The sequence below is a fragment of the Arachnia propionica genome (assembly GCF_900637725.1).
Taxonomy (GTDB): Bacteria; Actinomycetota; Actinomycetes; order Propionibacteriales; family Propionibacteriaceae; genus Arachnia; species Arachnia propionica.
In genome coordinates, this window is the sequence record NZ_LR134406.1 from 2,207,370 (window position 1) to 2,233,747 (window position 26,378).

The following is a 26,378-nucleotide window of genomic DNA, read 5'->3' on the forward strand; positions in this document are numbered from 1 at the left end:
GACCGGGCCGGTCACGGCGGGATAGTCTCGACTCCGCAGTTGCATGTCTTAAGGAGAAACGCTGATGAGTGAGCCGTCGTACCGGTACACCGCGAAGCTGGCCGGTGAGATCGAGGCGCACTGGCAGGATCACTGGGAGACCGAGGGCACGTTCCACGCCCCGAATCCTGCCGGGCCCTGGGCCGAGCCCGAGAAGATCGATTCCCGCGGCGAGAAGCTCTTCGTCCTTGACATGTTTCCCTACCCGAGTGGCGCGGGCCTGCACGTCGGGCACCCCCTCGGTTACATCGCCACCGACACCTTCGCGCGTTTCAACCGCATGAAGGGCCGCAACGTGCTGCACGCCCTGGGCTATGACGCCTTCGGTCTGCCCGCTGAGCAGTACGCCGTGCAATCGGGGCAGCATCCCAGGGTCACCACCGAACACAACATCGCCATCATGCGCCGCCAGCTGCGACGGCTGGGCCTGGCCCACGATCCCCGCCGCAGCGTGGCGACCGTCGACGTCGAGTTCTACCGCTGGACCCAGTGGATCTTCCTGCAGATCTTCAACGCCTGGTTCGACGAGGCGGCGAACAAGGCCCGCCACATCGACGAGCTGGTCGAGGAGTTCGCATCCGGGAAACGCCCCACCCCGTCGGGCCGGCCCTGGGAGGAGCTGCCCGCGCAGGAGCGCCGCCAGATCATCGACTCGCACCGGCTGGCCTACCTGTCCGAGGCGCCCGTGAACTGGTGCCCGGGTCTGGGCACCGTGCTGGCCAACGAGGAGGTCACCAACGAGGGACGCTCCGAGATCGGCAACTTCCCGGTGTTCAAACGCAACATGAGCCAGTGGATGCTGCGCATCACCGCCTACGCGGAACGCCTGCTGGCGGACCTGGACAAGCTGGACTGGCCGGACAAGGTCAAGGCCATGCAGCGCAACTGGATCGGTCGTTCCGAGGGTGCCCGGGTGTTCTTCACCGAGGCCGCCAGCGGTGAGCGGATCGAGGTGTTCACCACCCGCCCGGACACCCTGTTCGGCGCCACCTTCATGGTGCTGGCACCCGAACACCACCTGGCCGACGGCGCCGCCTCCGAGTGGCCCGAGGGCACCGACCCCGCCTGGACCGGAGGCCACGCCTCCCCCGCCGAGGCGGTCGCGGCCTATCGCGCCGAGGTGGAACGCAGAACCGATGCGGACCGCAGTGGCGACGACAAGGAAAAAACGGGCCTGTTCACCGGGCGTTTCGCCATCAACCCCGTCAATGGCCAGCGCGTCCCGATCTTCATCGCCGACTACGTCACCCTGGGTTACGGCACGGGTGCGGTCATGGCGGTCCCCTCCGGTGACCAGCGTGACTGGGAGTTCGCGAAGGCCTACAACCTGCCGATCGTCGAGACCGTGATCCCCTGCTCGGAGCACAACGGCAATTCGGCGTGGACGGGCGATGGTGAGGTGATCAACTCCACCAACCCCGAGATCTCCCTGAACGGCATGAACGTCTCCGACGCCAAGACGGCCATCACCGAGTGGCTGGAGGCCAAAGGGCTGGGCGAGGCCACCGTGAACTACCGGCTGCGGGACTGGCTGTTCAGCCGCCAGCGCTACTGGGGCGAGCCGTTCCCGATCGTCTACGACGAGACGGGTCTGCCCATCGCCCTGCCCGAAGAGATGCTGCCCATCGAACTGCCGGAGGTAACCGACTACTCCCCGAAGGCCATGGACCCGGAGGACCGGAACTCCGATCCGGTGCCGCCACTGGCCCGCGCCACCGACTGGACGAGCGTCGAACTGGACCTGGGCGACGGCAAGAAGGTCTACCGTCGCGAACTGAACGTGATGCCCCAGTGGGCCGGTTCCTGCTGGTACGAGATGCGCTACCTGGACCCCGCAAACCACGACCGTTTCGTCGGCGAGGATGTGGAACGCTACTGGATGGGTCCGCGTGGCGAGGGTGATGTCGGCGGGGTGGACCTGTACGTCGGCGGGGTCGAGCACGCCGTGCTGCACCTGCTCTACGCCCGGTTCTGGCACAAGGTGCTGTTCGACCTGGGGTTTGTCTCCTCCGCGGAACCGTTCCGCCGCCTGTTCAACCAGGGCTACATCCAGGCCTACGCCTACCGCGACTCCCGCGGCCAGACGGTGCCCGCCGCCGAGGTGGAGGCCCACGGGGAGGGCCAGGAGATGACCTGGACCTGGCAGGACCAGTTCGTCAAACGCGAGTACGGGAAGATGGGCAAGTCACTGAAGAACATCGTCTCCCCCGACGAGATGTACGAGGCCTACGGCGCCGACACCTTCCGCCTCTACGAGATGGGCATGGGCCCGCTGGCCCAGTCGAAGCCGTGGGAGACCCGCGCCGTGGTCGGGTCTCAGCGTTTCCTGCAGCGGCTGTGGCGCAACGTCGTCGACGAGGAGACCGGCGATCTGGTCACCCGTGACACCGACATCGACGAGGCGACCCTCCATGCCCTGCACAAAACCATCGACGCCGTCAACAAGGACTACGAAAATCTGTCGTTCAACACCGCCATCGCACGGCTCACGGAGTACAACACCGTCCTGACCGCCCTCAAGGTGGTGCCCAGGGCCGCGGTGGAGCCCCTGGTGCTGATGGTTGCGCCGCTGGCCCCGCACATCGCGGAGGAGCTGTGGCACCGGCTGGGGCACGACCAGTCGCTGGCCCACGAGCCCTTCCCCGTCGCCGATCCGGAACTGGTGGCCGAGGACACCATCACCGCCGTCGTCCAGGTCCGGGGCAAGCTGCGCGCCCAGCTGGAGGTCTCCGCCTCGATCACCGAGGACGAGTTGCGTGAACTGGCCCTGGCCCATCCGCGCATCGTCAAGGAGATCCCCAACGGCGTCAGGAAGGTGATCGTCAGGGCCCCCAAGCTGGTCAACGTCGTCCCGGCCTGACACTGCGGGCGGGTCGTCTTTCCTGGTTCCGGTCGGCCCGCCCCGTGAACACCGGCGGGTAAGTCGTGTCAAACCCGGGTTGAGAGTGTCCGTTGCCGTTCGGTCAGGCCCGCTCATCGGCTGCCAGAGGTGGTTTCGACTCGGGTTTCTCCTTCGCCGCAACCCGGTTCAACCAGCTTGCCCGGGGCGGCCTCGAGGCAAATGCTCGTCGGTGTTCTCGGCCAGTTGTGGTGAGATGCCTGTCCGCGTCATTCCTCAGGTCGTGACGCCTCGGACCAGGAGTTCCACACCGTGGCTGAAGTCCGCCCTGGATGCATCATCGTCGAAAGCGTCCAGGACCCCCAGGGAGACCAGCTGGGTGCGGGTCTGCTCCGCCATGACGTGGCCCAGGATGAAGTGCAGGAAAGCGGCGGCCGTGGCCTCCGGTTCGGGGCAGGCCCGCTCGGCCAGCACGCCCCTGGCCGCTGCGGTCGCGTCCACTGTGCCCATTCCCAGGGCTGTGGTCGATGCGACCAGCTCGGCGCCATCGCGGTGGGCCAGCAGCGCCCCGCGCAGGTTGTGGGACCAGTCCCTGAGCCACTCGCCCGTCCCGGTCGCGTCGGGAACGGCGACGGGGGTCAGTATCACGTCGGCGATCCCGGCCAGCAGCGACTGTTTGTTCGGCACGTGGTAGTACAACGCCCCGGCCTTGACGCCGAGCTCGTCCGCCACGCGCCGCATGGACAGGTCGCCGAGCCCCCAGGAGTCCAGGATCCGCAGACCCGCATCGACTATCCGCCCTCTGGTCAGCACGTTGTGAATGGTACAGCCGGTATTCGGGATCGCCGCCGCGATGGTCTCCGGGTCGGTTAAGTTGGGTTGCTTCTTCGATCGGAGGTACCGATGAACGAGCAGACCTACCAGGCGATCTCGATGATCATCTACTTCGTCGCGATGATCGTGATAGGACTCTGGGCCTATCAACGCACCGACGACATGGATGACTACATGCTGGCCGGGAGAAACCTCGGTCCCCTCTCCACGGCCCTGTCCGCCGGCGCCTCCGACATGTCCGGTTGGCTGCTGATGGGGCTGCCGGGCGCCTTCTACCTGTCGGGGATGTCGACGATGTGGCTTCCGATCGGGCTGACCGTGGGCGCCTGGCTGAACTGGAAGTACACCGCGCCGCGGCTGCGAACCTACACGGAGGTGGCGGACAACTCACTGACCATCCCAACCTTCCTGAGCGCCCGGCTGCACGACGGCTCCCGTCTGATCCAGATCGGCGCGGGGGTGATCATCCTGGTGTTCTTCACCTTCTACGTCTCCAGTGGCATGGTGGCGGGGGGTAGGTTCTTCGAGGCCTCCTTCGGGGTGGACTACCGCCTGGGCATGGTTCTGGTGGCGGGCATCACGGTGCTCTACACCCTGGTCGGCGGCTTCCTCGCGGTCGCCTACACCGACGTGGTGCAGGGGCTCATGATGGTGACCGCCCTGGTGGCGGTCCCGGTGGCCGGTCTGTTCAGGCTCGGTGGCCCCGACTCGTTGATCTCGACCATCAACGAACTCGACCCGGGAACGTGGGCGCTGTGGGGTGCCTCCACCTCGCTGATGAGCATCGTATCGGCCGCCGCGTGGGGGCTCGGGTATTTCGGGCAGCCGCACATCATCGTGCGGTTCATGGCCCTGGAGACCCCACAACAGGCGAAGGCGGGGCGGCGCATCGGCATCGGGTGGATGGCGCTGGCCTGTCTGGGCGCCGCAGCCACCGCGCTGGTCGGCATCGCCACCTACCGCCGCGACACCGGGCAGCTGCCCAACCCGGAGACCGTGTTCATTGCGCTGGGTCAGTTGCTGTTCCACCCGTTCGTCGCAGGATTCATGCTGGCGGCGATCCTCGCCGCGATCATGTCCACGATCAGCTCCCAGCTGCTGGTCTCCTCCTCCGCCCTCGTGGAGGATCTCTATCACGCCTTCAACCGCAAGGAGCTGGGCGAGAAACGCTCCGTCCTGCTGGGCCGGGTTGCGGTGATGATCGTCTCCGTGGTGGCTGCTCTCATGGCCTGGCAGGCCGACGACAGCATTCTCAAACTGGTCTCGTTCGCCTGGGCAGGATTCGGGGCCTCCTTCGGGCCCGTGGTGCTGCTGGCCCTCTTCTGGCGGCGGCTGACCCGCTGGGGCGCGCTGGCGGGCATGACAACCGGTGCCGTGGTGGCTGCGGTCTGGGCGAACCTGCCCGGAGGCATCTTCGACCTCTACGAGCTGCTTCCCGGGTTCGTGGCGAACCTGATCGTGACCATTGTCGTTTCCCTGTCCACCGAGGTGGCGCCCGGCGTGGACGCCGAGTTCGACGAGGCGGTGGCCCTGGTGGCCGACTTCAGGAAGGGCGAGCTGACCACCAGCGTCGAGAACTGACCGGGGACCCGCGCGAACCTCAGCGGAGGATCACGGGGCGGCTGGCCCAGCCCCCGAGCGGGAACTCGGCCCGGACGGCCCGCGGCTGCTCCGGCAACTCGATCCCCGAGATCGCGGGCAGCAGTTCCTCCAGCAGGACGCGCAGTTCCAGGGTCGCCAGCCCGCGTCCCGGGCAGACGTGTGGGCCCCTGCCGTAGACAAGGTTCTCGGGGGCGTTCTCCTCGGGCCGGAAGGCGTCGGGATCCGGGAACACCCCGGGGTCGCGGTTCGCGCGGGTCCAGTCCACCACCAGGCGCTGCCCGGCCCCGATGCTCTCCCCTGCCAGTTCGGTCGCCCGGGTGCTGATCCGCCGGTTGGAGACGAAGGGGTCGTCGATGCGCAGGAGTTCGTCGATGGCCCGGTTGGTGGCCTCGGCGTCCCCCAGCCGGCTGTGCAGCTCCCGGAACAGGGTGGGGAGCGCCGCCAGTTGATGGATGATCACCCCGACGCACAGGGCCAGTGACCCGAGGTCGCCGCCGGTCCAGTTCCGCAGAATCGAGACCAACTCGGGGTGCTGGAGGCCTCGCCCCTGCACACGCTGCCGCAGCAACTGGTCGGTGACGTCCCGGGCGGGTTCGTCGAGACGCTCCAGGCGGGGCTGGAGCACACGGACGATGATCGCGTCGAAGTGCTCGGCGACCGCGCGGGTGCGTTCGATTTCACCGGAACGGGTCGCGGCGGCGTTGTCGGCGACCCATCCGACGAGTTCCTCCTCCAGGTCCGGATCCCAGCCGAGCCAGGCGAGCATCGCCTGGACCGCGTAGCGGGTACCCATGCCACTGACCACGTCGATCACCTCCCCGCGGGGAAGTCCCGCCACGAGCCGGCGGGCCACGCCCCTCAGGCGCGGCTCCAGTTCCGCGAGCGCCTCGGTGGTGAAGAACCGGTCGATCACGGCACGGAAGGCGGCATGCTCCTGACCGTCGAGGCCGTTCGGGACCTGCAGGAACCGGGAAACCCCGCTCGAGAAGGTCTCGGGGTCGGTCACGACCGCGACCACCTCCGCGTGCCCCACCACCCTCAGGTGTCCCGTCTCGTGCCGGACCGGGCATCCCCCAGCGGATTGCGAGGTGGTCATCTTTCCTCCTTCGTACCGGGTCAGCTCCGCTGCGTGGCGCCGAACCGTTCGGCCGCCACCGCGACCGCCGCGTCACGGGCCGCCGCGGCCTCGGCGTCGGTCAGTGTGCGGTCGGCCCGGAAACGCAACCCGAAGGCCAAGGATTTCCTGCCCTCGGGCACCTGGTCGCCGTGGTAGACATCGAACAAGCTGATGCTCTCCAGCAGCTCACCCGCCCCCTCGGCGAGGGCTTTCCGCACGCTCTCCGCGGGCGTGTCCTCGTCGACGATCAGAGCGACGTCCTCCTTGGCGAGGGGGAAACCCGAGAGCAGCCCGATGCGGGGGATTCCCGCCTCGGCCCCCAGCAGGGCCCCGAGGTCGAGTTCCACCGCGCAGGTCCGGGCGGGCAACCCGAAGGCCCGGATGACCTCGGGGTGCAGCTCGCCGGCGTAGCCGACCGTTCGTCCCGCAAGCAGTAGTTCGGCGCAGCGCCCCGGATGCCAGGGAGCGACCTCCGCGTTGCGGCGTTCGAGCGTGTGCCCGGTGGCGCGTACCACGGCTTCCGCGAGCGCGACGACGTGCCGCCAGTCGGCGGCCACCGCCGGGGTGTCCCAACCGGCCGGTCGCCACGCCCCGGTCACCACACCGGCCAGCAGCTCGGGTTGCTCCGGGAGGGCGGATTGCAGGGCGGCGATCTCCTCGTCGCCGGGACGCTCCTCCACCCCGGGGCGCGGCGCTGCGGGGGTGTTCCCGTCGATGTAGACCAGGCCACGTTCGAAGATCGCCAGGTCCGTGAGGGAGCGGGAGGTGTTCCTGGCCACCGCCGCGAACAGACCCGGGAGCAGCGTGGTGCGCAGGTAGGGGCTGGTCTCCGCGAGCGGATTGGCCAGCCGCACCACGGCCCGCCGCGGATCCCCGGCCACCAGGCCCATCCGATCCAGATCCGCTTCGGAGACGAACGGCAAGCTGAGAATCTCGGTGAAACCGGAGGCGGCCGCGGCGTGCATGGCGGCGCGGCGGGCCCGCTGGGCCCTCGTCAGGCCCCTGCCCGCGGGCGCGGCCGGGAGGCGGCTCCCGATGCGGTGGTAGCCGATCTTGCGTCCGACTTCCTCGACGATGTCGTAGGGGTCACGCAGATCGGGACGCCAGGTCGGGGCCTCGATGGTCAGGGAGTCACCGAGAGCCGTCACCCGGCAGCCACCGGCCTCGAGCACGCGGAGGATCTCCTCGAGCTCCACCTCGGCCCCTAGGATCGCGGAGACCAGGCCGGCTCGCAGGTCGATCCGGGCCGGCACCGGGACCTGCCCGACGACCGTGACGTCGCCGCGGACCTGACCGCCGCCGTGTTCCACGAGCAGGTCGGCGGCGCGGCGGGCGGCGGCGTAGGTGAGCCCCGGGTCGACGGTGCGTTCGAAACGTTTGGACGCCTCCGACGGCAACCCGTGCCGCCGGAAGGTGTGGGAGACGCTGGCCGGGGCGAAGGTCGCGGCCTCCAGCACGATGGCCGTGGTCTCGGCGGAGACCTCGGTGGTCTCCCCGCCCATGACGCCGGCAATACCGATCGGGCCGGAGTCATCGGTGATCAGCAGGTCATCGGCCGTGAGCGTGCGGCGGACGCCGTCGAGGGTGGTGATCTTCTCCCCCTCGGTGGCGAGCCTCACCCGGATCGGTCCCTGCAGTTTGGCCGCGTCGTAGGCGTGCAGTGGCTGCCCGGACTCGAGCATCACGTAGTTGGTGACGTCCACGGGAAGGGAGATGGAACGCACCCCGCAGGCGCGCAGCCGGTCCGCCATGAACCTGGGGGTCGGGGCGGCCGGGTCGAAGCCCTCGATGGTGAAGGCGACGAACGCGGAGCAGCGATCCGATTCCAGGACGACGGGGTATCCGTCGGAGACCGGGGTTGGCAGCGGCAGGTCGTAGGGATCGCTGAACGGGACCCCGTTGACCACCGCCAGTTCGCGGCCCAGTCCCCGCAACGACAGGCCGTGGGACAGGTCCGGGGTCACGTCGATGTCCAGCACCTCGTCTGAGGTCCACAACGCGGCCAGGGCGTCGTCACCGGGGTGCAGCCCCGACGACCCGGGGATCACGATGATCCCGGCGTGGTCCTCACCCAGCCCGATCTCGTCCTCGGCGCAGATCATGCCGTCGGAGACGTGCCCGTAGGTCTTGCGGGCGGAGATCCGGAAGTCGCCCGGCAGCACCGCCCCGGGAAGCGCCACGACCACGAGGTCGTCGACGACGAAGTTCGAGGCGCCGCACACGATGCCCCGGGATGCGGGATGCTGCTCGTCGGCGGGGTCGTTGTGGGATCCCACGTCGACGCGGCAGTACCGGATGGTCTTGCCGTTCTTCTGCGGTTCCTCGGTGAAGCTGAGCACACGGCCGATCACGAGCGGGCCCGTCACCTGCGAACCGGTCGACTCGATGTGCTCGACGGTGAGGCCGAGACGGGTGAAGGAGTCTGCGATCTCCTTGGTTCCGACCCCCTCGGGCAGGTTCACCAGTTCACGCAGCCACGAGATCGGGGCTTTCATCTGACACCTCCATTTGCCGAGAGGGAGAACCGGACGTCGCCCTCGACGAAGTCACGCAGGTCGGGGGCCCCGGTGCGGAACATGACGGTACGGTCGATCCCCATGCCGAAGGCGAAACCCGAGTAGGTCTCGGGGTCGATCCCGCAGGCCCGCAGCACGCGCGGGTTGACCACCCCGCAACCGCACCACTCGATCCATCCCTCGGAACGGCAGGTCCGGCAGGGACGATCGGGATTGCCGACGGATTCACCGTGGCAGACGAAGCACTGGAGATCGACCTCGGCCGAAGGCTCGGTGAACGGGAAGTAGTGGGGGCGCATCCTCGTGGTGACGTCGCCGAACATGGCCCGGGCGAAGTGGTCGAGGACACCACGCAGGTCGGCCATGGAGATCCCCTTGTCCACCACGAGTCCCTCGAGCTGGTGGAAGACCGGAAGGTGGGTGGCGTCGTACTCGTCGGCGCGGAACACCTTGCCGGGGCTGACGATGTAGAGGGGCAGGTCGCGTTCCAGCATGGCGCGGACCTGCACGGGGGAGGTCTGGGTGCGCAGCAGCTTGCCTGCGGTCGCGGGCTCCACCCAGAGGGTGTCCTGCTCACCGCGGGCGGGATGGTCCACACCCAGGTTGAGGGCGTCGAAGTTGTACCACTCGGCCTCCAGTTCGGGGCCCTCGGCCACCTCCCAGCCCATGGCGAGGAACACGTCGCACATGTCGTCGATCAGGGTCGTGATGGGGTGCAGGCCCCCCCGGGGGGTCAGTTCCACGGGCAGGGTCATGTCGATGCGCTCGGCGACGAGGGCCTGCGCCAGTTCCCCGGCGGCCAGTTCCTCCTGCCGCGCCGCGACGGCCTGGTTCACCTGACCGCGCGCCCTGCCGACGCGGGCCCCGGCTTCCTTGCGTTCCGCGGGCGGCAGCGCGCCGATCCCCCGGTTCGCCAAGGCCAGTGGGGAACGATCACCCGCATGGTCGAAGCGCACCTGTTTCAGTTCGGCCGTCGAGGAGGCGGCGGCGACGGCGGCCAGGGCGTCGGCCACATAGCCCTCCACGGAGGCGGCGTCGAGAGCCGCCGGCTGTTTTGGATCAACGTTGTCGTTCGGGCCTGCCATGGATCTCCCCTTCCAGCTACAGCAGCTGAGTCTAGTAAGCCCCCTGCTGGCTGGAACAACCGCATCGCCGCCCTTGAGATCCTTGAACGGAAAACCGGATGGCGTGCAAGGGGGGCGGCGACCACCGGATGGTCAGTGGGCCCGGACGCCCCGGCTCCCGGGGTCGCCGCGCGCGCAAGCGCACAGAATCGTTGTTCATTGGTGGCCCAGACAGCCCCGGTGTTCCTCCGGGGTGAGGGCGATCACGACCCGGTTCCTGCGGCGGATGTCCAACAGCAGGCACGGCCCCCGGCGTCGAACACCCACGGCTCCGCAAGAGCCCGGGAAAGGCCTTGCAGCGCGAGGCCGGGTCTTCAGCGAGGCCGGTTCGCGCAGCCCGGATGGGCCGGACGAATCCGGGATCGGATTTCCTGAGGGACCGCGCCGGCCCCGCGTCGAACAGCACCCGCCACATCATCGTTGGTTGCCCCACCCGCAGGCCGGGGGGACGGGGAAGGACACGGTTCAGCGGCGCTGGGCGGAGGCCGTCTGATACAGGCAGATGGCGGCGGCGGACGACAGGTTGAGGCTCTCCGCGGCGCCCCACATCGGAATGGCGACCACGTGGTCGGCCAGGGCGGCGTCCTCGGCGGGCAGGCCCCACGCTTCGTTGCCCATCAACCAGGCCGACGGTTTCGCCAGCCCACCGGAGGCGGCGAACAGGTCCAGGGGTTCGCCGTCGCCGTCTGCCGCCAGCACCTGCATGCCCAGGCCACCCGCGTGGGAGACGGCATCGGCCAGGTCGATCCCGGTCAGGATCGGCAGGTGGAAAAGCGACCCGACGGAGGATCGCACCGTCTTGGGGTTCCACACCTCCACCGAGCCCGAGGTGAGGATGACGCCGTCCGCCCCGAAGGCGTCGGCGCAGCGAATCACGGTTCCTGCGTTCCCGGGGTCGCGGACCTGGGCGCAGATCACCAGCAGGCGTGCGTCCTCGACGTCGTCCCAGTTGAACCGGGGTTGCCGACACACCGCGACGATGCCCTGCGGGGTGACGGTGTCTGACAGCTGCCGCATCGTGGCCTCGGAACCCAGCCACACGGGGATGTCGGTTCCCCCGAGGAGGTCGGCGTGACGGTTCGGGTCGGCAACGATCACCCCCGTCACCAGATCTTCGGCGGAAAGTGCTTCCCGCACCGCCTGGCGTCCCTCGGCGAGGAATTTCCCCGCCAGTTCGCGGCCGCGCCGGTTCCTCAGCCGACGAACCGAACGCAGCACGGAGCCGGGAAGCTCACGTGCTGCGTTCGGGGTGCGTTCCGGGGCCACGCTCAGGCAGCGGCCGGGGTCTGGTTCTCGCGGGCGACGGCGACCAGGGCGTTGAATGCCTCGGCGTCGGTGACGGCCAGGTCGGCGAGGATCTTGCGATCCACCTGCACCCCGGCGTTCTTCAGGCCGTTGATGAAGCGGTTGTAGGTCATGCCCTCCGCGCGGGCGGCGGCATTGATGCGCTGGATCCACAGGGCACGGAAGTCGCCCTTCCTGGCCCGGCGGTCACGGTAGGCGTAGGTGGCGGAGTGGAGGATCTGCTCCTTCGCCTTGCGGTACAGGCGCGAACGCTGCCCACGGTAGCCGGAGGCCAGCTCCAGCACCTCGCGACGCTTCTTCTTCGCATTCACAGAACGCTTGACGCGTGCCATGGTTACTCCTTGTTCTTCGGCCGGTCACTCCCGGCCCACGGGTGTGTACTGGGTATCGGAGGGGGCTCAGCGGCCGGGGTGACCGGCGAGGAGCGCCTTGGCCTGCTTGAGGTCGGAGCCGGCCATCTCGGTGTTGCCCTTGAGGCGACGCAGCCGCTTGGAGGACTTGTGGGCGTTGAGGTGTCCCAGGTTCGCCTGACGGTGCATCAGTTTGCCCGATCCGGTTACCTTGACACGTTTCTTGGTTCCCGAATGCGATTTCATCTTCGGCATGGTTGGCTCGCTTTCTGTTGGTGACCGGCCCGCGTCACAGGTCGATGTCGGGGTCCATGTTGTCGGCTGGGCCGCGCTTCTTCTTGGACGGCCGGGCCGCGGCCCTGAGCCGGGCCTCCTCGGCCTTCTCCGCCTCGGCGTTCGCCCTGCGCTGCTCCATGCGACGGTCCCGTTCCTCGGCCTGTTCGGCCCTGGCTTCGGTCTTCTTCTTGGTGGGGCCGAGGACCATCAGCATGTTCCGGCCGTCCTGCCTGGGTGCGGACTCGACGAAACCGTGCTCGGCGACGTCGTCGGCGAGCCGTTTCAGCAGGTCGATGCCCAGTTCCGGGCGGGATTGCTCCCGCCCGCGGAACATGATGGTGATCTTCACCTTGTCGCCGGCTTTCAGGAACCGGACGACGTGGCCCTTCTTGGTCTCGTAATCGTGGTTGTCGATCTTGAGACGAAGCTTCATTTCCTTGGTGATGGTGTTCGACTGGTTCCGACGGGCGTCCCGCGCCTTCTGCGCGGCCTCGTACTTGAACTTGCCGTAATCCATCAGCTTTGCAACCGGGGGGCGCGCCTGGGGCGCCACCTCGACGAGGTCGAGGTCGCTCTCAACTGCGAGGCGAAGGGCGTCCTCGAGACGCACGATGCCGACCTGCTCGCCCTTCGGGCCGACGAGCCGGACTTCGGGTACTCGGATGCGTTCGTTGATCCGCGGTTCAGTGCTGATGAGTTCCTCCAGGATTGTCGTGGTCTGGCCTCGACGACGAGAAAGGCCTTCGCGCATGCGCGAAGGCCTGACGACACGCCGTGGCGTGTGTTCCTACCCGGCCGCTGCCGCAACCTGGGTGGGAGGTCAGGCCTCCACTTCATGGGCGAACGTTTCAACGTCGCCGTCAACGGCCAGCAAGGATACTCCACCCCGCTCGCGGGGACAAATGCCTCAGCCTATGGTCTCGACCACGTTTCCGTCGTTGTCGGTGATCTCTGTGCGTTCCACGTTCCAGATCACCCCGTCGGGCGCCATGTACTGGCCCGCCTTGGCCCTGAGGGTGGCGGCCAGCCGGGAGAGGTCGGCCGGGTCGAGGGTCAGGGTGGCCTCCTTCGCCCCCAGCTGGATCCCGGTGCGACCGCCGGGCAGGAAGAGCAGTTCCGCGTCGGGGCTGTGGAGGAGGAACTCACGACCGTGGGGCAGGCGGCTGTTGAGCCTTTCCCCGAGGACCCCGGCGACGCGGGCCCCGATGGTCAGCATCGGCATGCCGCCCTCGGATGTGATCCTGAGCACGTCGATGAAGACCTGCCCCATCTGCGACCCATCCTTTTTCCGGCCCTCCGTTATCTGTGTCGCGATCTCCGGGTCGGCCCGCAGCGAGACGCCCCGCAGCTCGGTCACGCCCTTCGGCCGGGAACTGGTCAGAAGGGAGAAGAACTTCTCCGCGTCCCAGTTGTTGACGTCATCGAGGTCTTCGGCGGTCAACCCGACGAGCTGCACGAACTGCACGGAGCCACTGGGGGTCTCAATGCCTCCCAGGTCCGGGTCCTCTATGAAACCGAGGGCGGTCTGGGTGGTCTCCTCGCCCGGGACGATCGGACCGTTGGCGTCGATTTGCTGGTTGGGCGCGAACCCGTTGCCGGTACGGAAGACGTAGCGCGCCAGGTTCTGGAGCAGGCTCAACGGCCAGGTGGGCGGCTCCTTGGCCTTCAAGGCCTCGTCATCGGCGAGCCGGAAGGTCAGCTCGAAACCGTATCCGGAAACCCCGGAATCCCCGGGCCCGCCCTGCTTGCCGTAGACGTCGGTCAACCCGTAGGTGATGTAGTGCCAGTGCGGGCGCGGCTCGTCCGCGCGGTAGACAGAAATACCCTCCAACGGGTCGACACCCCCCAGGAAGCTGGAGACCAGGGTGCCGACGTGGAACGGCTCGGTCTGATCCGGGTAGAGCTGCTCGCAGGCCACCGTGATGGCGTCCCAGCCCGGGCGTTCCCTCATTTCCGCCCCGGCCTTCCGACCAGTTCCCGGCTCCCGGCCGAACAGTCCGTTCAAGATTCCCATTGCGCCACCATAGCGAGCGCGGGAGGCAAAAATCTCGGCGATCCCGAACGAGCCCGGCTCACACTCGCCAGCAGGTCCCCGGTTCCCCCCGGACTGGGATAAGCTGCTTTCCTCAGTTGCGAGAAAAGAACCCTGTTCCAAGCGCAGCTGAAGATGGAGGATCCAATGCTGACCGCTATTGCGGATCACGCCTGGTTTGGAATCCGCCGCGAGGTCACGGTCATTACCGTGCTGGTGGCGTTGATACTGGCGACCCTGGTGGCGGCCATGACGACCGGCAGTTACGCCACCCCGCCAGCCCAGTTGTGGGACATCTTCACCGACCTGGTCAGCGGCCGTGGCGTGGCGAAGGAGAACAGTCAGGCGCTCTACGTCCTGACCGTGATCCGCATCCCCCGGTTGCTGCTGGCTCTGATGGTCGGAGGCTGCCTGGCGGTTTCCGGGGCCGCCTACCAGGGGCTGCTGCGCAACCCGATGGTCTCCCCTGACATCCTCGGGGTGGCCTCGGGGGCCTCCACTGGGGCCATCCTCTGCCTACTGGTCGGCGCGCCGCTGTGGGTGACCCAGGGCGTGGCGTTCGCGTTCGGTCTGGGAGCGGTTGCCGTGGTGCTACTGCTGGGGCGGCTCATCGGACGCGGCTCGTCGAAGCTGCTGGTGCTGGTGCTGGCGGGGGTGGTGATCTCGTCGATCTTCTCGGCCTTCACCAGCCTCATCAAGTACATCGCGGATTCCAACGACAAACTGCCCACCATAGTGTTCTGGCTGATGGGCAGTTTCGCGCGTTCGGGCAGCTGGAACAACCTCATCGTCCTGGCGGTCGCGATGCTGCTGGGAGCCATCCCGCTCATGCTGCTGCGTCACCGGATGAACGTGCTGTCCTTCGGCGAAGAAGAGGCCCAGAGCATGGGACTCGACGTTCGCCGCGCGAGGCTGGTCATCATCTGCTGCGCGACGATCCTGACCGCGGCCGCCGTGACCCTGTGCGGGAACATCGGTTGGGTCGGCCTGATCCTGCCGCACCTGATGCGGCTCGTGGTCGGTCCCTACTACCGTTTCCTGCTTCCGAGCTGTCTGCTGGCGGGCGGCCTTTTCATGCTCGTGGTCGACAACACGGTGCGGATCCTGTTGCCCGGGGAGATGCCGGTGGGCATCGTCACGTCCCTGATCGGGGCACCCCTTTTCATCTACCTGCTCTTCCAGGGCCGGAAGGACTGGGTCTGATGAGGATCGAGCTGAGGGAAGTGGCCTGCGGATACCACGGCAAGGCCGTGGTGGACGGGTTCAGCGCCGGCATCGATGCAGGGTCCGTCTGGTGCCTGCTGGGGCCCAACGGGATCGGCAAGACGACGCTGTTCAAGGCCGTACTGCGCCTCAACCCGATCCTGTCCGGGAAGGTGCTGATAGGCGACCGCGACATCCACGACTTCGGTCACGCCGAGTTCGCGCGGCTGGTGGGTTACGTCCCTCAGTCCCACGTGCCACCGTTCTCCTTCAAGGTTCTCGACGTGGTGGCGATGGGGCGCACGGCGCACCTGAGCACCTTCGCGATGCTGGGCCGGGGTGATTTCCGGATCGCTGCTGAGTGCCTGGAGCGTCTGGAGATCGCGCACCTGGCCGAGCGGGTCTACACCGAGCTCTCGGGCGGCGAACGGCAGCTGGTGCTGATCGCCAGGGCGCTCGCGCAGCAGCCGAGGTTCATCATGATGGACGAGCCCACCAGCAACCTGGACTTCGGCAATCAGGTGCGGGTGCTGCGAGTGGTGAAACGCCTCGCCGAGGAGGGATACGGGGTGGTCATGACCACCCATTTCCCGGATCACGTCTTCCAGTGCGAGGCCTTGGTCTCCCTGATGACCAAGGAGCGCCGGTACCTGCACGGAACTGCGTCCGAGGTGCTGACCCCGGACAATCTCGCTCTCGCCTACGGCATCCGCGTGGCCGTGTTCGACACCGACTACGAGGGGCGGCAGCTGCGCTGCGTCCAGCCCCTCGACGACCCCCACCCCAATCCCTGAAAGAGGAGAACACGCGATGAAGAAACTGCTCACCCTACTGGTCTACGGCCTGGCAGCGGCGCTGATCGCGGCTTGCTCACCGGCCACGCAACAGTCCCCGGATGCGCCCGCCGCCTCCGGCTCGGCCGCCTCGGGCACCCGGATGGTGAAGGACTCCAGCGGCAACGATGTGGAGATACCGGCTGAGGTCACCAAGGTGGCGCCGACCATCGGGGCGTTCTCGGCCGTCACCGCGATGCTGGGGGCCTCGAACAAGATCGTAGCGGCGGCCACCAGCGCCCTCTCCCCCCGGTTCAAGGCCACCTATCCCGACTACGAGAAGGCCAACCCGAACGGCTACGACACCAAGAACGTCGAGGACATCATCGCATCCGGGGCCCAGGTGGTCTACGGCCCGGGAACCCTGACGGAGGAGCAGCTGGCCCAGCTCAAGGGAGCGGGGATCGCGTTCGTCGCCATCGAGAAGCTGAGCACCGTCGAAGAGATGTCGCAGGCGTTCACCATCATCGGCAACATCCTGGGCGGCGATCACCAGAAGAAAGCCGAGGAGCTGGTCAAGCTCTACAAGGGCAACGTCGACGACACCGCGAAACGAACCGCGTCCCTGGCCGGCTCGGACCGGGTGCCGGTACTCCAGCTGCGCGCTGAGGGCAACGAGTACTCGACCATCAACTCGAAGGACATCAGCCACGAGTACATCGTCGCCGCGGGTGGCATCAACGTCGCGGCCGATTTCACCGCGACCGGTCAGGGCACGGGGCTGGTGGTCGGTGCCGAGCAGGTGGTGGCCTGGAACCCGCGGATGATCTTCACGCTCTCCCAGGAATCGAAGAACACCATCCTGGCCGACCCGGCCCTGGCGACGGTTGATGCCGTCAAGGACGGCAACATCCACGTCTGCCCCGCCGGGGTCTATCTGTGGTGCGTTCGCAGCGCCGAAGGGGCTCTGGCCCCGCACTGGCTGGGCAAGATCCTGCACCCCGATCTGTTCTCCGACGTCGACATGGCGGCCGAGGTGAAAGCCTTCTACAAGGAGTACGGCTACCAGGACCTGACCGACGAGGCCACACAGGAGATCCTCGCGGGCCGCACCTCCTGACCGAGCCCACCTGGGCGGTGAGGTGGCGGATGGTCCCGCGGTGTCACCGCCCAGGTGTCCCGGTGGCCGGGGGCCGACGGCAGAAGACGACCACGGCGACGCAGGAGATGGCGGGGAGGCCTGCCAGAACCACCCAGGGCACGGGCGCGAGCGGTTGCGGGGTCGCCGCCAGGGGCAGGAGAAGGCCAATCCCGGTGCTGCCCAGCAGCACGGCCAGCCCACCGACGGATGCGAGCATCCCGAGATGGCTGCCCAGCCGTTGTCCCCCGGACAGGTCCGCGACGACACCACGCGCCGCGGGCATGACGAGAACCTGCCCGACATGGAGCCCGATCACGAACAGCACCGAGGGCAGGAAGGCCAGCACCCCGGGCAGGGGCGGCAGGGCCGCGAACGCGGCCACCCCCAGGAGACCAGCGGCCATCAGGGCGTATCCCCACCCCAGGACGCGAGCGGTCGGCCAGTGGGCGACCATGCGCGTCACGGGCAGCTGCAGCGCCACGGTGAGCACGGCGGCCATCCCGAACAACCAGGTGATGTCGGCGCCTGGAACGCCGATCCGGTCAAGTTCGACGGGGATGGCCAGGTAGAACTGGTTGTAGGCGATCAGGCAGGTGCAGTGGATCAACGCGAAAACCAAGAACCGGCGATTGGCCAGCACGTGGCCCACGGATTCCCGGACCGGGGTGGACTGCCCGATGCGACTTCCCCTGGGCAGCCAGACGACCTGGGCCAGCATGATCAGGGTGAAAACCCCCGCGGCCAGCAGGCAGGTCAGCCGGAACGGGATTAGCAGGAGAACACCTCCCAGCACGGGGCCGACGACGGATCCCAGCTGGGAGGCCATCATCTCGAGCCCGATGATCTCCTCCCGGGTCGCCGCCCCACCGGCCTCGGCCTCACCGGCCCAGGCGACGATCGCGGATTCCACCGCGGGCGAGAACAGCGCCGCCGCGAATCCGATCAGGATCACACCCACCATCACCCCGAAGACCTCGTCGGCGATGGCCAGGGCCAGGAACCCGCAGATGCGGATGGCGCATCCGACGAGAATGGCGCTCTTGATCCCGAAACGGTCGGCGAGCGCTCCCCCCAGGAAGAACATGCCCTGCTGCGAGAACGTCCGCAGCCCGAGCAGCAGCCCGACGATCCACTCGGCGAGCAGGAGGTCCTTGGCCAGGTGCGCCGCTATGAACGGCACCACCAGGTAGAAGCCGACGTTGAAGGCGAACTGAGTGATGATGACCAGCCGCAGCGACGCCGGGAGGGCCGCCAGCATCGCGAGCGACCCGCGACGCCCTCCCGGTGACCGGGGGTTTTTCCGTTTCCTCATCTTGCGCTCGCGTGAGGAATCGGGGGCAGACTCTGCCCCATCGGCTCTGCCGGAGCCCTGGACGTGGGCGACGAATGTTGGCACGGAACTCCCTGTGGAACCTGGGCGCGAGGCTCTTTACGGGGGCTGGCAAGGTGCTCGGACTCGTGGCATGTCTCCTCGGAGGCGTCCACCCACCGTTGCGCGTCAGTCCCGGAATCCGACCGGGTTCCCCTGTGCATCGTTGAATGCCGCCAGCCCGGTGGGGCGGGCCCGTCCCACCGGGAAAACATTAAACTCCACTACACAAGTTTTACAAGTCCCTCCCATCGCCGCACCCGGGAATGTGGAATGCTTGAACACATGGGTACGTCGCTGTTTGTCACCATCGCCGTCATGACCGTCATAGTGGCCATCACAGCGGGATTGTTCGCCCACGGCCGCAGCCCCCGGACTCTGCTCGCCGGGATCGGTTTCGCACTGCTGCCGCTGGGGCTTTTCCTGACGGGGATGTCGGATCTGCTGGTCAGCGGCGTCGAGAGCCTGATCGCCTGGGTGGACCGCACCGGGTGGACGAACACGATGAGCTGGGGTGCCGGCATCGGCGTCCTGGGGATCCTGTTGATCGCCGTGGCCCGTTTCCTGCCGGGCGCGAAGCCGCGCCAGGACCAGGAGGACGGCGCTCCTCGCGAGCGACCCGCCGCCCAGAAGCCCAAGGCCAAACCCGCGGTCACGAAGGGAGGCCAGCAGACCGCCCAGGCCGCTCGTCCCGCCCCTAAGCCCGGCGGGGCCGCCTCCCGGAAGGACGCGGGCGGGGACGAGGATCTCGATGAGATCGAGGCCATCCTGAAGAAACGCGGAATAGTCTGAGAGATCCTTCCCGGGCCCTGGTGGTTCAGAGCCTGACCGCGCTCAGTTCGGTCAGGATGATGCCGCGGGCCCCCGCCTCGAACAGCCGGTCCATCAGCAGATGGGCGCCGCGCCGCGGCACGAGGACCCGCACCGCCATCCAGCCGGGTTCGGCCAGGCGGGAAACGGTCGGGCCGTTGACGCCGGAGGCCAGGGCCGTGGTGGCCTCGAGATCCGGCTCCGCGACGTTGTAGTCCATCATCAGGTAGTTCTGCGCCACCAGCACCGACTCGAGCCGGGTGCGCAGCGAGGCAAGCCCCTCCGGTTCGGTGTCCTCGTCGCGCCGGATGAGGATTGCCTCGGAGGCACAGATGGGTTCACCGAAGACCTCGAGCCCGGCGCGCTGGAGGGTGGTTCCGGTGTCGACGACATCGGCCACCACATCGGCCACCCCCAGCCGGATGGCTGATTCCACGGCCCCGTCGAGCTTCACGAGGTTGGCTTCGATGCCGTGTTCACCCAGCCAGCGGCCCAGCAGCCCGGGATAGGAGGTCGCGATGCGTTTGCCTGCCAGGGCCGCGATGTCGTTGGACCGGCCCGCCGGGGCGGCGAACCGGAACCGGCTGCCGCCGAAGCCGAGGGGCATGACCTCCGTGGCGCGGGCACCCGAGTCGAGGAGCATGTCCCGGCCGGTGATCCCGACGTCCAGGTGTCCTTCCCCCACGTACACGGCTATGTCACGGGGACGCAGATAGTAGAACTCGACGTCGTGGACTGAATCCACCAAGGTCAGGTCCTTGGGGTCGGTGCGCTGCCGGTATCCGGCGGCCCGGAGCATGTTGGTGGCCGCCTCGGCCAGGGAACCCTTGTTGGGCACGGCGATCTTAAGCATCTTCACTCCTCCGGCTCACAAGTGCCGGTAAACGTCCTCGAGGTCCAGGTCCAGCGCGATCATCATCACCTGGAGGTGGTACAGCAACTGGCTGATCTCCAGCGCGGCATCATCGGTGCTTTCGTGCTCGGCGGCCATCCAGACCTCGGCGGCCTCCTCCACCACCTTTTTCCCGATGTGATGCACCCCCGCGTCCAGACGGGCCACGGTCGACGACCCCTCCGGGCGGGTCCGGGCCGTCTCGCGGAGCTGATCGAAGAGCTGTTCAAAGGATTTCACGAACCGCCACCCTAGTGGGTCACAACTTGATCCCGAGCAGCGCATCCACCGCAGCGGCGATCCTGTCGTACCCACCGGGCTCCTCGCCCCCGGTGGCCAGGCTCACGGAAGCCCATTCGTCGACGATGCTCAGCGCCAAGGGGGCGTCGAGGTCGTTGCGCAGGGCCCGCCGCATCTCGGCGATGGTCTCCCCCGTGGGGCGGGTGGCGTTCAGGTCGCGGAGGGAACGCCACGTGGCGAGGCGTCCGGTGGCGCGTTCCAGCAGCTGTGGACTCCACTCCCAGTCGCTGCGGTAGTGCTGGCCGAGCAACGCCAGCCGGATCGCCATCGGATCGGCCCCGCGCTGCCGCAGCCCGCTGACCAGTTCCAGGTTGCCCTTCGACTTGCTCATTTTCTCGCCCCCCAGGGCGACCATCCCGGAATGAACGTAGGCCCCGGACATCGGCACCCCCGTCACGGCCCGCGACTCGGCGGCGCACATCTCGTGGTGCGGGAAGATCAGGTCGGTTCCGCCGCCCTGCAGGTCGAAACAGGGACCGAGATGATGCAGGGAGATGGCGGTGCACTCAATGTGCCAGCCGGGTCGGCCAACGCCGAGCGCCGAGGTCCAGCTCGGCTCCCCGGGGCGGGCGAACCGCCACAGCAGGCAGTCCAGCGGGTGGCGTTTCCCAGGCCTTTCGGGATCCCCGCCGCGTTCGGCGAAGATCTTGAGCATGCGTTCCTCGTCGTAGTGGCTGATCTCCCCGAAATCGGGCGCGTCCGCGGTGTTGAAGTACCAGTCGGGGTGCTCGGGATCCTCCACCTGATAGACCAACCCGGTGGGCAGCAGTTTCTCGATCAGCTCCACCACGCACGGAATGGATTCGACTGCCCCGACGTAGCGGTCGGGTGGGATGACGCGCAGCGCAGTCATGTCGGAGCGGAACAGTTCGGTCTGGTCCTCGGCCAGTTCCTCCCAGTCCTGCCCCGTTGCTGCGGCACGTTCCAGCAGCGGATCGTCCACATCCGTGACGTTCTGGACGTAGTTGACCTTCAGGCCGAGGTCCCGCCAGACCCGGTTGACCAGGTCGAAGGTGAGGTAGGTGTTGGCGTGCCCCAGGTGCGTGGCGTCATAGGGGGTGATGCCGCACACGTACATCCGGGCGTCGCCCTCCGCGGGGCCGACGGGAATGGTGCGAGCGGAGGAGGAGTCGTGCAGCCTGAGCCGCTTGGGCACGTCCTGCGACGGCGGGATGCTGGGAATCTCGACTGGGGCCCACGAATACATGGCCACAAAACTACTGCCTCCGAACCTCCCTCCCGGCATCAACACCGGAATCAGTGAAGGTGCCAGTCAGAACAGTGGCGCGCGGTAGCCGTTGCTGCGGGGGCAGATGTGCCCGGCGGCGTGCACCGGCTGGGAGCAGAACGGGCAGCTGGGGTCGGCGGTCGCGACGATGATCCGGGCACGCGCAGCGAACTGCTTGGCCACCCCGGGGTACAGCCACACCTGGACAATGGCCGCCACCTCCTGCACGTCCTGGTCGTCGGGGTAGAACTCGAGCTGAATGGCCCCCCTCCTGGTGTCGAGGGCCCAGCCGATGGCCCCGACGTTGAACAGCACCTCGACGGGGGCATCCAGCGGGCCGAGTTCGGGATCGGTCTCCGGGGGTTCCCCCAGCCACCCGAGGGCCGCCGCCTCCCGCAGCAGGGAGTCGATGCGGCGGGCGATGGACAGCGCCGCCTCCCGCTGGACGCCGACGGCGACCATGTGTTCCCCCTGACGGATCTGGATGACGAAGCTCCGTTCCCCGACAGGACCGAGGGCACCGACGACCACGCGGTCGGGGTGAGGAAATTCGTACATCACTCACCCCACACTACGGGGATGTGAACCTGCTTGCACCAGGGGCTCGGGGTGGTCCGGGAATCCCGGGCCGGGGTCCCGCCGTGGTCACCGCAGCTCCCTCGCTCACCGGCGTGCTTCAAGCATCCCGGGGAAACCGCGACCTAGACTGCCCGAATGGAATATCGGGCACTCGGCGGATCTGGGCTGCACGTCTCCAGGATCGGCCTGGGAACGATGGCCTGGGGTAGGGACGTCGAGTGGCCGGTGGTTCGCGAACTTGTCCACGACTTCGTCGAGGGTGGTGGGAACCTGATCGACACGGCCCCCGCCTACGGCGGCGGGGTCGCCGAACAGATGATCGGGAAGCTGCTGGCGACGGGCATCCCGCGCGACTCCTTGGCCATCGCCACCAAGGCCGGTTTCGTCATCCGGGGTGGGAGAAGGATCATCGACACTTCCCGGGCGGCGCTGCTGAATGACCTCGAGGGGTCGCTGCGCAGGCTCCGCACCGATCACGTCGACCTGTGGCAGGTGCACGCCTGGGGAGACGCGCCCATCGAGGAAACCCTGTCGGCGCTGGACTCCGCGGTCTCGCGCGGGCTGGCCCGCTACGTCGGGGTGAGCAATTTCGTCGGCTGGCAGACCGCCACGGCCGCCACCTGGCAGGAAGCGATGTCGGGACGCACGAAACTGGCCTCGGTGCAGGTGGAGTACTCGCTGCTGGCCCGCCGCGCCGAGGTGGAGGTGATCGGCGCGGCGCAGTACCACACCCTCGGTCTGCTGGCGTGGTCGGCGATGGGCCGGGGCGCGTTGACGGGCCGCTACCGCCGGGGCATCCCTAAGGATTCACGGGCCGCCTCCGAGCATTTCGGCTGGTTCCTGGAGCCGTACCTCCAGCCCCGGAGCCGGGCCGTGATCGACGCCGTCGCCAAGGCCGCCGACGGACTGGCGCTCACGCCGGCGCAGGTGGCGTTGATGTGGGTTCGTGACGCCCCACAGGTGGCGAGCGCCCTGGTCGGCCCCAGAACCCCGGATCACCTGGCTGAACTCCTCGAGGCCGAGACCAAGCAGCTGGTACCACCCATCGTCGCCGCCCTCGACGACATCTCCGGCGGCCCGAACCAGTTCCGGATCACCGACTGAACCCGGCGATCTCGGTTGCGATCCCCTCCGGCCGCCTGCTATCGTTTCTCGTCGCGCCCACTGATGTGGGGGTGACCCGGGTCCGGGTGGCGGAATAGGTAGACGCGCTAGCTTGAGGTGCTAGTGCCCGTTTCAGGGCGTGGAGGTTCAAGTCCTCTCTCGGACACTTTTTGATTGAGCCCGTTCGCGGAGTCGAGCGGGCTTTTTCGTTCACCGGTCCCTGCGAACCTTGGGCATGGCCCTCGCGGCCAGTACCCCCTCCGACATCTCGCCGTCGGCGTTGATCGGGGTCCAGCGTTCGGCCGGGGTCCATTCCGAACGACACCCGTTGCACCGGAACAACGGCAACCCGTCGTGGAGCTCCCCGGCGGCATGCCAATCGCACAAGCCTCGGCAATCGTTGTGAATCAGAGCCATGAGGAGCAGGTTAGTCGCTCAAGGACTCAGTCCTCCTCGTCCTCTCCGGACTTCGCAGCCACCACTTTTCTGAGAGTGAAGGCGATCACCATGACGGCCAGCACCACGACCCCGGCCGCCGTCAGCCCCGCCATCCGGGACGCGTCCCCGAAGGCCGCCAACGCCGCCTCCCGCACCGAGGAATCCGTCCCTGCGTCGGAAAGGGTTGCGGTGAATGAGCCATCAGCCACCCCGGGCATCGAACGACGAAGGGATTCGGCATACTGGCTCGCCAACACGGCCCCCAGCACAGCGATCCCGAGGGCGGTTCCAACCTCCTGGACCGTGTCGTTCATGGAGGAGATCAACCCGGATCTGCTCTTGGGACCCGACGACATGAGCAGGTCGTTGGACACGACCATCACGCCCCCGTTGCCCATACCGAGCAGGATCAGGACGATCAGGGACGGCAGGTAGCCGCGGATGGGCTGCGCCAGGCCGTACGCGGCGGCGGCCGCACCCATCAGCGCCAGGCCGAGCAGGACGACGGTACGCACCTCGAGACGTTTCACGAGCAGCGGGACCAGCAGGGATGCGACCAGGGCACCACCTGCCATTGGCAGCACCGCGACCCCGGCCAGAAGCACCCCGAAGCCATCGACGAGCTGGAACTGCTGGGTGATCATGAACAGCAGGCCTGCCATCGTGAACATGGTTACCGCCGCGGCAAGGGCCGCCCCCAGAAACGCCGGGTTCCTCGCCACCCCGAGGTCGAACATGCTCACCTCTCCCCTGGTCGAATGCAGCCAGAACAGCACCAGCGCCGCGGCCCCGACGCCCGCCGCGGCCAGCACCACGGGACTGGTGACGCCGTCGGAGGAGGAGTGGATGACGGCGTAGATGACGCCGAGTAACCCGGCACCGGCGAGAACGGCCCCGAGGATGTCCAGGCGACGCGGGTGCGGGTCGCGCGATTCCGGAACCAGCGCCGCCGCTCCCGTGAAGGCGATAGCAGCCATCACCACGTTCAGGACGAAGATGCCGCGCCAGTGCCAGATCTGCAGCACGGCACCGGAGATCAGCGGCCCGACGATCACCCCGAGGGATGTCACGGCACCCCAGATACCGATCGCGGTCGGGCGGGTGACGCGGTCGAAGACATGGGTGATGATCGAGAGGGTGCCGGGCATGAACATCGCACCGCCGACACCCATGAGGGCCCGGCCAGCGATGACGACATTCGCGTCAGGAGCGAGCGCCCCGATCAGGGAACCCGCCGCGAGCACCGCGATCCCGAGCAGGAACACCTTACGGCGCCCGTAACGGTCCGAGACCGCCCCCGCGGTGAGCACCACCGAGGCCAGGGCCAGCGAGTAGGCGTCCATCACCCACTGCAGCTGCTGGGTGGTGGCCCCGAGCTCCGCCTGGATGTGCGGCAGTGCCAGCGTCATTCCGGACTGGTCGAACTGGATGATTATCGTCGCCAACGACAGGGCGACCAGGATCCACCAGCGTCTGGGCGACGCGACAACAGCTTCTTCCGGGGCCCCGCCTGGCGGGTTCTGGTTCTGTTCCTCGGTCACCCTGTCTACCTCCAACATTGTGTAACGATGTTATATAACGCTGTTATAGCATATTCGTCGTTACCCTTTTCACATGCCAAGACCGCGGCCCCACGACGACCATCTGCGCGAGCAGCTGCTCGGCATCGCGACCGACACGATCGCCCGTACCGGCACCGAGGGTCTCTCCCTGCGCACCCTCGCAGCGGATGCCGGCACCTCGACCAGCGCGGTCTATCAGCTCTTCGGCAGCCGGGCGGCGCTGTTGGACGCGGTCTACCTGCGGGTCCTGGAGGAGTTCAATCGCGCCCAGTCCGAGGCCCCGATGCGCGATGACCCGCTGGAGGACCTCCTGGAACTGGCCCGCGCCTACCGGCGCTGGGCCCTTGAGAACAGGAACCAGTTCCTCGTCCTGGTGGAACGGATCACCCCGAGCCAGGAGGTCGTCGCGGGGGTGGTGGGCCACGCGGTCCCCGTCGAGGGCCGCGTCAGAAGGGCAATGGACAAAGGCGCCCTGTCAGGCCCCCTGGAACAGGTCGTGCTGTCGCTGTGGGCTACGGTGCACGGCTACACCGCTCTCGAGGTCGCGGGCGTGATCACAGGATCCGATGACGACTTCGAAGCCATCGCCAGAGCCACCCAACGCGGATGGTCCCCGGATGCGGGGAAACAAACCTAGTCTTGACGCATGTGCAACACGACGACCCCCTACGAGCCCCCGTCCGTTCCCCCGGGGCAGGTCTTCGAGACCTATCCCGAGTTTCTGGCGGCCATCGCGCCCGGAATGCGCCTGTGCACCTCCGATTTCACCGGCTGGGGCGAGGTGACGGGCACCACCGAGCGCTCGGTGTTGGGCACCAGGGACTCTAACGGCGCCGGGGTGGAGGTTCCCCAGGAGGCCCTCCTGGACATCCGGGGAGGGCACTGCGTCCGGCTGGACCGGGCCCGGGCCACCATCGATCGGCAGGGCTGGGAGATCTGAGACCG

General features: G+C 67.7%; 25 protein-coding genes and 1 tRNA gene. 10 read left to right on the forward strand and 16 right to left on the reverse strand.

The genetic code is table 11. From position 1 onward, the window contains the following. The first annotated feature begins 64 nt into the window (after positions 1-64). Positions 65-2,899 (forward strand): leucine--tRNA ligase, encoded by a 2,835-nt coding sequence (gene leuS / locus EL272_RS09725; RefSeq protein WP_061788402.1) that lies wholly within the window; start codon positions 65-67, stop codon positions 2,897-2,899. A 255-nt stretch (positions 2,900-3,154) separates the two neighbouring features. On the opposite strand, the gene EL272_RS09730 is transcribed toward leuS, so the two are convergent. Beyond that, positions 3,155-3,691 (reverse strand): TetR family transcriptional regulator, encoded by a 537-nt coding sequence (locus EL272_RS09730; RefSeq protein WP_014847025.1) that lies wholly within the window; start codon positions 3,689-3,691, stop codon positions 3,155-3,157. Between the two features lie 90 nt (positions 3,692-3,781). Here EL272_RS09730 and putP point away from each other — a divergent pair, with 90 nt between their 5' ends. After that, positions 3,782-5,293: a sodium/proline symporter PutP gene (gene putP / locus EL272_RS09735; RefSeq protein WP_061788401.1), complete on the forward strand. Its 1,512-nt coding sequence runs from the start codon at positions 3,782-3,784 to the stop codon at positions 5,291-5,293. A 19-nt stretch (positions 5,294-5,312) separates the two neighbouring features. Here the strand turns inward: putP and EL272_RS09740 are convergent, their stop codons facing one another. The 8 genes from EL272_RS09740 to EL272_RS09775 form a co-directional block, all read right to left on the reverse strand. After that, positions 5,313-6,410 carry a cytochrome P450 gene (locus EL272_RS09740; protein WP_014847027.1) on the reverse strand — a complete coding sequence of 366 codons (1,098 nt, stop codon included), beginning with the start codon at positions 6,408-6,410 and terminating at the stop codon, positions 5,313-5,315. Between the two features lie 20 nt (positions 6,411-6,430). Next, positions 6,431-8,926, reverse strand: coding sequence for a phenylalanine--tRNA ligase subunit beta (gene pheT, locus EL272_RS09745; RefSeq protein WP_014847028.1), 2,496 nt, complete (start codon positions 8,924-8,926; stop codon positions 6,431-6,433). Then, positions 8,923-10,032, reverse strand: coding sequence for a phenylalanine--tRNA ligase subunit alpha (gene pheS, locus EL272_RS09750; protein ID WP_014847029.1), 1,110 nt, complete (start codon positions 10,030-10,032; stop codon positions 8,923-8,925). Before pheS ends, pheT begins: the two co-directional genes overlap by 4 nt. 504 nt (positions 10,033-10,536) lie before the next feature. Then, on the reverse strand, positions 10,537-11,337 hold the full coding sequence (locus EL272_RS09755) for a TrmH family RNA methyltransferase (protein WP_061788400.1): 801 nt from the start codon (positions 11,335-11,337) through the stop codon (positions 10,537-10,539). A 2-nt stretch (positions 11,338-11,339) separates the two neighbouring features. Next, positions 11,340-11,708, reverse strand: a complete 369-nt coding sequence (rplT, locus tag EL272_RS09760; RefSeq protein ID WP_014847032.1) for a 50S ribosomal protein L20 — start codon at positions 11,706-11,708, stop codon at positions 11,340-11,342. A 66-nt stretch (positions 11,709-11,774) separates the two neighbouring features. Then, positions 11,775-11,981 carry a 50S ribosomal protein L35 gene (rpmI, locus tag EL272_RS09765; protein WP_014847033.1) on the reverse strand — a complete coding sequence of 69 codons (207 nt, stop codon included), beginning with the start codon at positions 11,979-11,981 and terminating at the stop codon, positions 11,775-11,777. A gap of 34 nt (positions 11,982-12,015) precedes the next feature. Then, positions 12,016-12,753, reverse strand: coding sequence for a translation initiation factor IF-3 (gene infC / locus EL272_RS09770; protein WP_014847034.1), 738 nt, complete (start codon positions 12,751-12,753; stop codon positions 12,016-12,018). Positions 12,754-12,909: 156 nt separating this feature from the next. Then, positions 12,910-14,016, reverse strand: a complete 1,107-nt coding sequence (locus EL272_RS09775; protein WP_014847035.1) for a suppressor of fused domain protein — start codon at positions 14,014-14,016, stop codon at positions 12,910-12,912. Between the two features lie 165 nt (positions 14,017-14,181). Here EL272_RS09775 and EL272_RS09780 point away from each other — a divergent pair, with 165 nt between their 5' ends. From EL272_RS09780 to EL272_RS09790, 3 genes are read left to right on the forward strand one after another with little or no spacing between them, the layout of a single operon-like run. Further along, positions 14,182-15,237 carry a FecCD family ABC transporter permease gene (locus EL272_RS09780; RefSeq protein WP_061788399.1) on the forward strand — a complete coding sequence of 352 codons (1,056 nt, stop codon included), beginning with the start codon at positions 14,182-14,184 and terminating at the stop codon, positions 15,235-15,237. Continuing rightward, positions 15,237-16,031 carry an ABC transporter ATP-binding protein gene (locus EL272_RS09785; protein ID WP_014847037.1) on the forward strand — a complete coding sequence of 265 codons (795 nt, stop codon included), beginning with the start codon at positions 15,237-15,239 and terminating at the stop codon, positions 16,029-16,031. Before EL272_RS09780 ends, EL272_RS09785 begins: the two co-directional genes overlap by 1 nt. Before the next feature lie 16 nt (positions 16,032-16,047). Beyond that, on the forward strand, positions 16,048-17,130 hold the full coding sequence (locus EL272_RS09790; protein WP_061788398.1) for an ABC transporter substrate-binding protein: 1,083 nt from the start codon (positions 16,048-16,050) through the stop codon (positions 17,128-17,130). A gap of 43 nt (positions 17,131-17,173) precedes the next feature. Here the strand turns inward: EL272_RS09790 and EL272_RS09795 are convergent, their stop codons facing one another. After that, positions 17,174-18,463: an MFS transporter gene (locus tag EL272_RS09795; protein ID WP_197720252.1), complete on the reverse strand. Its 1,290-nt coding sequence runs from the start codon at positions 18,461-18,463 to the stop codon at positions 17,174-17,176. 342 nt (positions 18,464-18,805) lie between these two features. Between EL272_RS09795 and EL272_RS09800 the strand changes: the two genes are divergently transcribed. After that, positions 18,806-19,312, forward strand: coding sequence for a hypothetical protein (locus tag EL272_RS09800; RefSeq protein WP_159424574.1), 507 nt, complete (start codon positions 18,806-18,808; stop codon positions 19,310-19,312). Positions 19,313-19,337: 25 nt separating this feature from the next. Here EL272_RS09800 and hisG read toward each other — a convergent pair whose 3' ends face one another. From hisG to EL272_RS09820, 4 genes are all read right to left on the reverse strand, one after another. Next, the gene (hisG, locus tag EL272_RS09805) at positions 19,338-20,183 is read right to left on the reverse strand and encodes an ATP phosphoribosyltransferase (RefSeq protein ID WP_014847041.1); all 846 of its coding nucleotides are present in this window, start codon (positions 20,181-20,183) and stop codon (positions 19,338-19,340) included. A gap of 15 nt (positions 20,184-20,198) precedes the next feature. Then, a complete protein-coding gene (locus tag EL272_RS09810; protein ID WP_061788396.1) occupies positions 20,199-20,462 on the reverse strand; it encodes a phosphoribosyl-ATP diphosphatase in 264 nt (87 codons plus the stop codon). A 19-nt stretch (positions 20,463-20,481) separates the two neighbouring features. Further along, complete coding sequence (gene mshC, locus EL272_RS09815; protein WP_041696535.1) at positions 20,482-21,729, reverse strand: cysteine--1-D-myo-inosityl 2-amino-2-deoxy-alpha-D-glucopyranoside ligase; 1,248 nt, start codon at positions 21,727-21,729, stop codon at positions 20,482-20,484. Between the two features lie 66 nt (positions 21,730-21,795). Next, on the reverse strand, positions 21,796-22,308 hold the full coding sequence (locus EL272_RS09820) for a DUF3090 domain-containing protein (protein WP_014847044.1): 513 nt from the start codon (positions 22,306-22,308) through the stop codon (positions 21,796-21,798). A gap of 156 nt (positions 22,309-22,464) precedes the next feature. Here EL272_RS09820 and EL272_RS09825 point away from each other — a divergent pair, with 156 nt between their 5' ends. Both EL272_RS09825 and EL272_RS09830 read left to right on the forward strand, forming a co-directional pair. Next, a complete protein-coding gene (locus tag EL272_RS09825) occupies positions 22,465-23,433 on the forward strand; it encodes an aldo/keto reductase (protein WP_014847045.1) in 969 nt (322 codons plus the stop codon). 80 nt (positions 23,434-23,513) lie between these two features. Beyond that, positions 23,514-23,599: transfer RNA gene (locus tag EL272_RS09830), tRNA-Leu, on the forward strand. Positions 23,600-23,643: 44 nt separating this feature from the next. Here the strand turns inward: EL272_RS09830 and EL272_RS09835 are convergent. Together EL272_RS09835 and EL272_RS09840 are read right to left on the reverse strand one after the other, a co-directional pair. After that, positions 23,644-23,850 (reverse strand): hypothetical protein, encoded by a 207-nt coding sequence (locus EL272_RS09835; protein WP_041696537.1) that lies wholly within the window; start codon positions 23,848-23,850, stop codon positions 23,644-23,646. Positions 23,851-23,876: 26 nt separating this feature from the next. Beyond that, positions 23,877-25,430 carry an MFS transporter gene (locus EL272_RS09840; protein WP_082793934.1) on the reverse strand — a complete coding sequence of 518 codons (1,554 nt, stop codon included), beginning with the start codon at positions 25,428-25,430 and terminating at the stop codon, positions 23,877-23,879. A 55-nt stretch (positions 25,431-25,485) separates the two neighbouring features. Here EL272_RS09840 and EL272_RS09845 point away from each other — a divergent pair, with 55 nt between their 5' ends. Together EL272_RS09845 and EL272_RS09850 are read left to right on the forward strand one after the other, a co-directional pair. Then, complete coding sequence (locus tag EL272_RS09845; RefSeq protein WP_061788394.1) at positions 25,486-26,070, forward strand: TetR/AcrR family transcriptional regulator; 585 nt, start codon at positions 25,486-25,488, stop codon at positions 26,068-26,070. A gap of 9 nt (positions 26,071-26,079) precedes the next feature. After that, complete coding sequence (locus tag EL272_RS09850; protein ID WP_061788393.1) at positions 26,080-26,373, forward strand: hypothetical protein; 294 nt, start codon at positions 26,080-26,082, stop codon at positions 26,371-26,373. Positions 26,374-26,378: the final 5 nt, after the last annotated feature.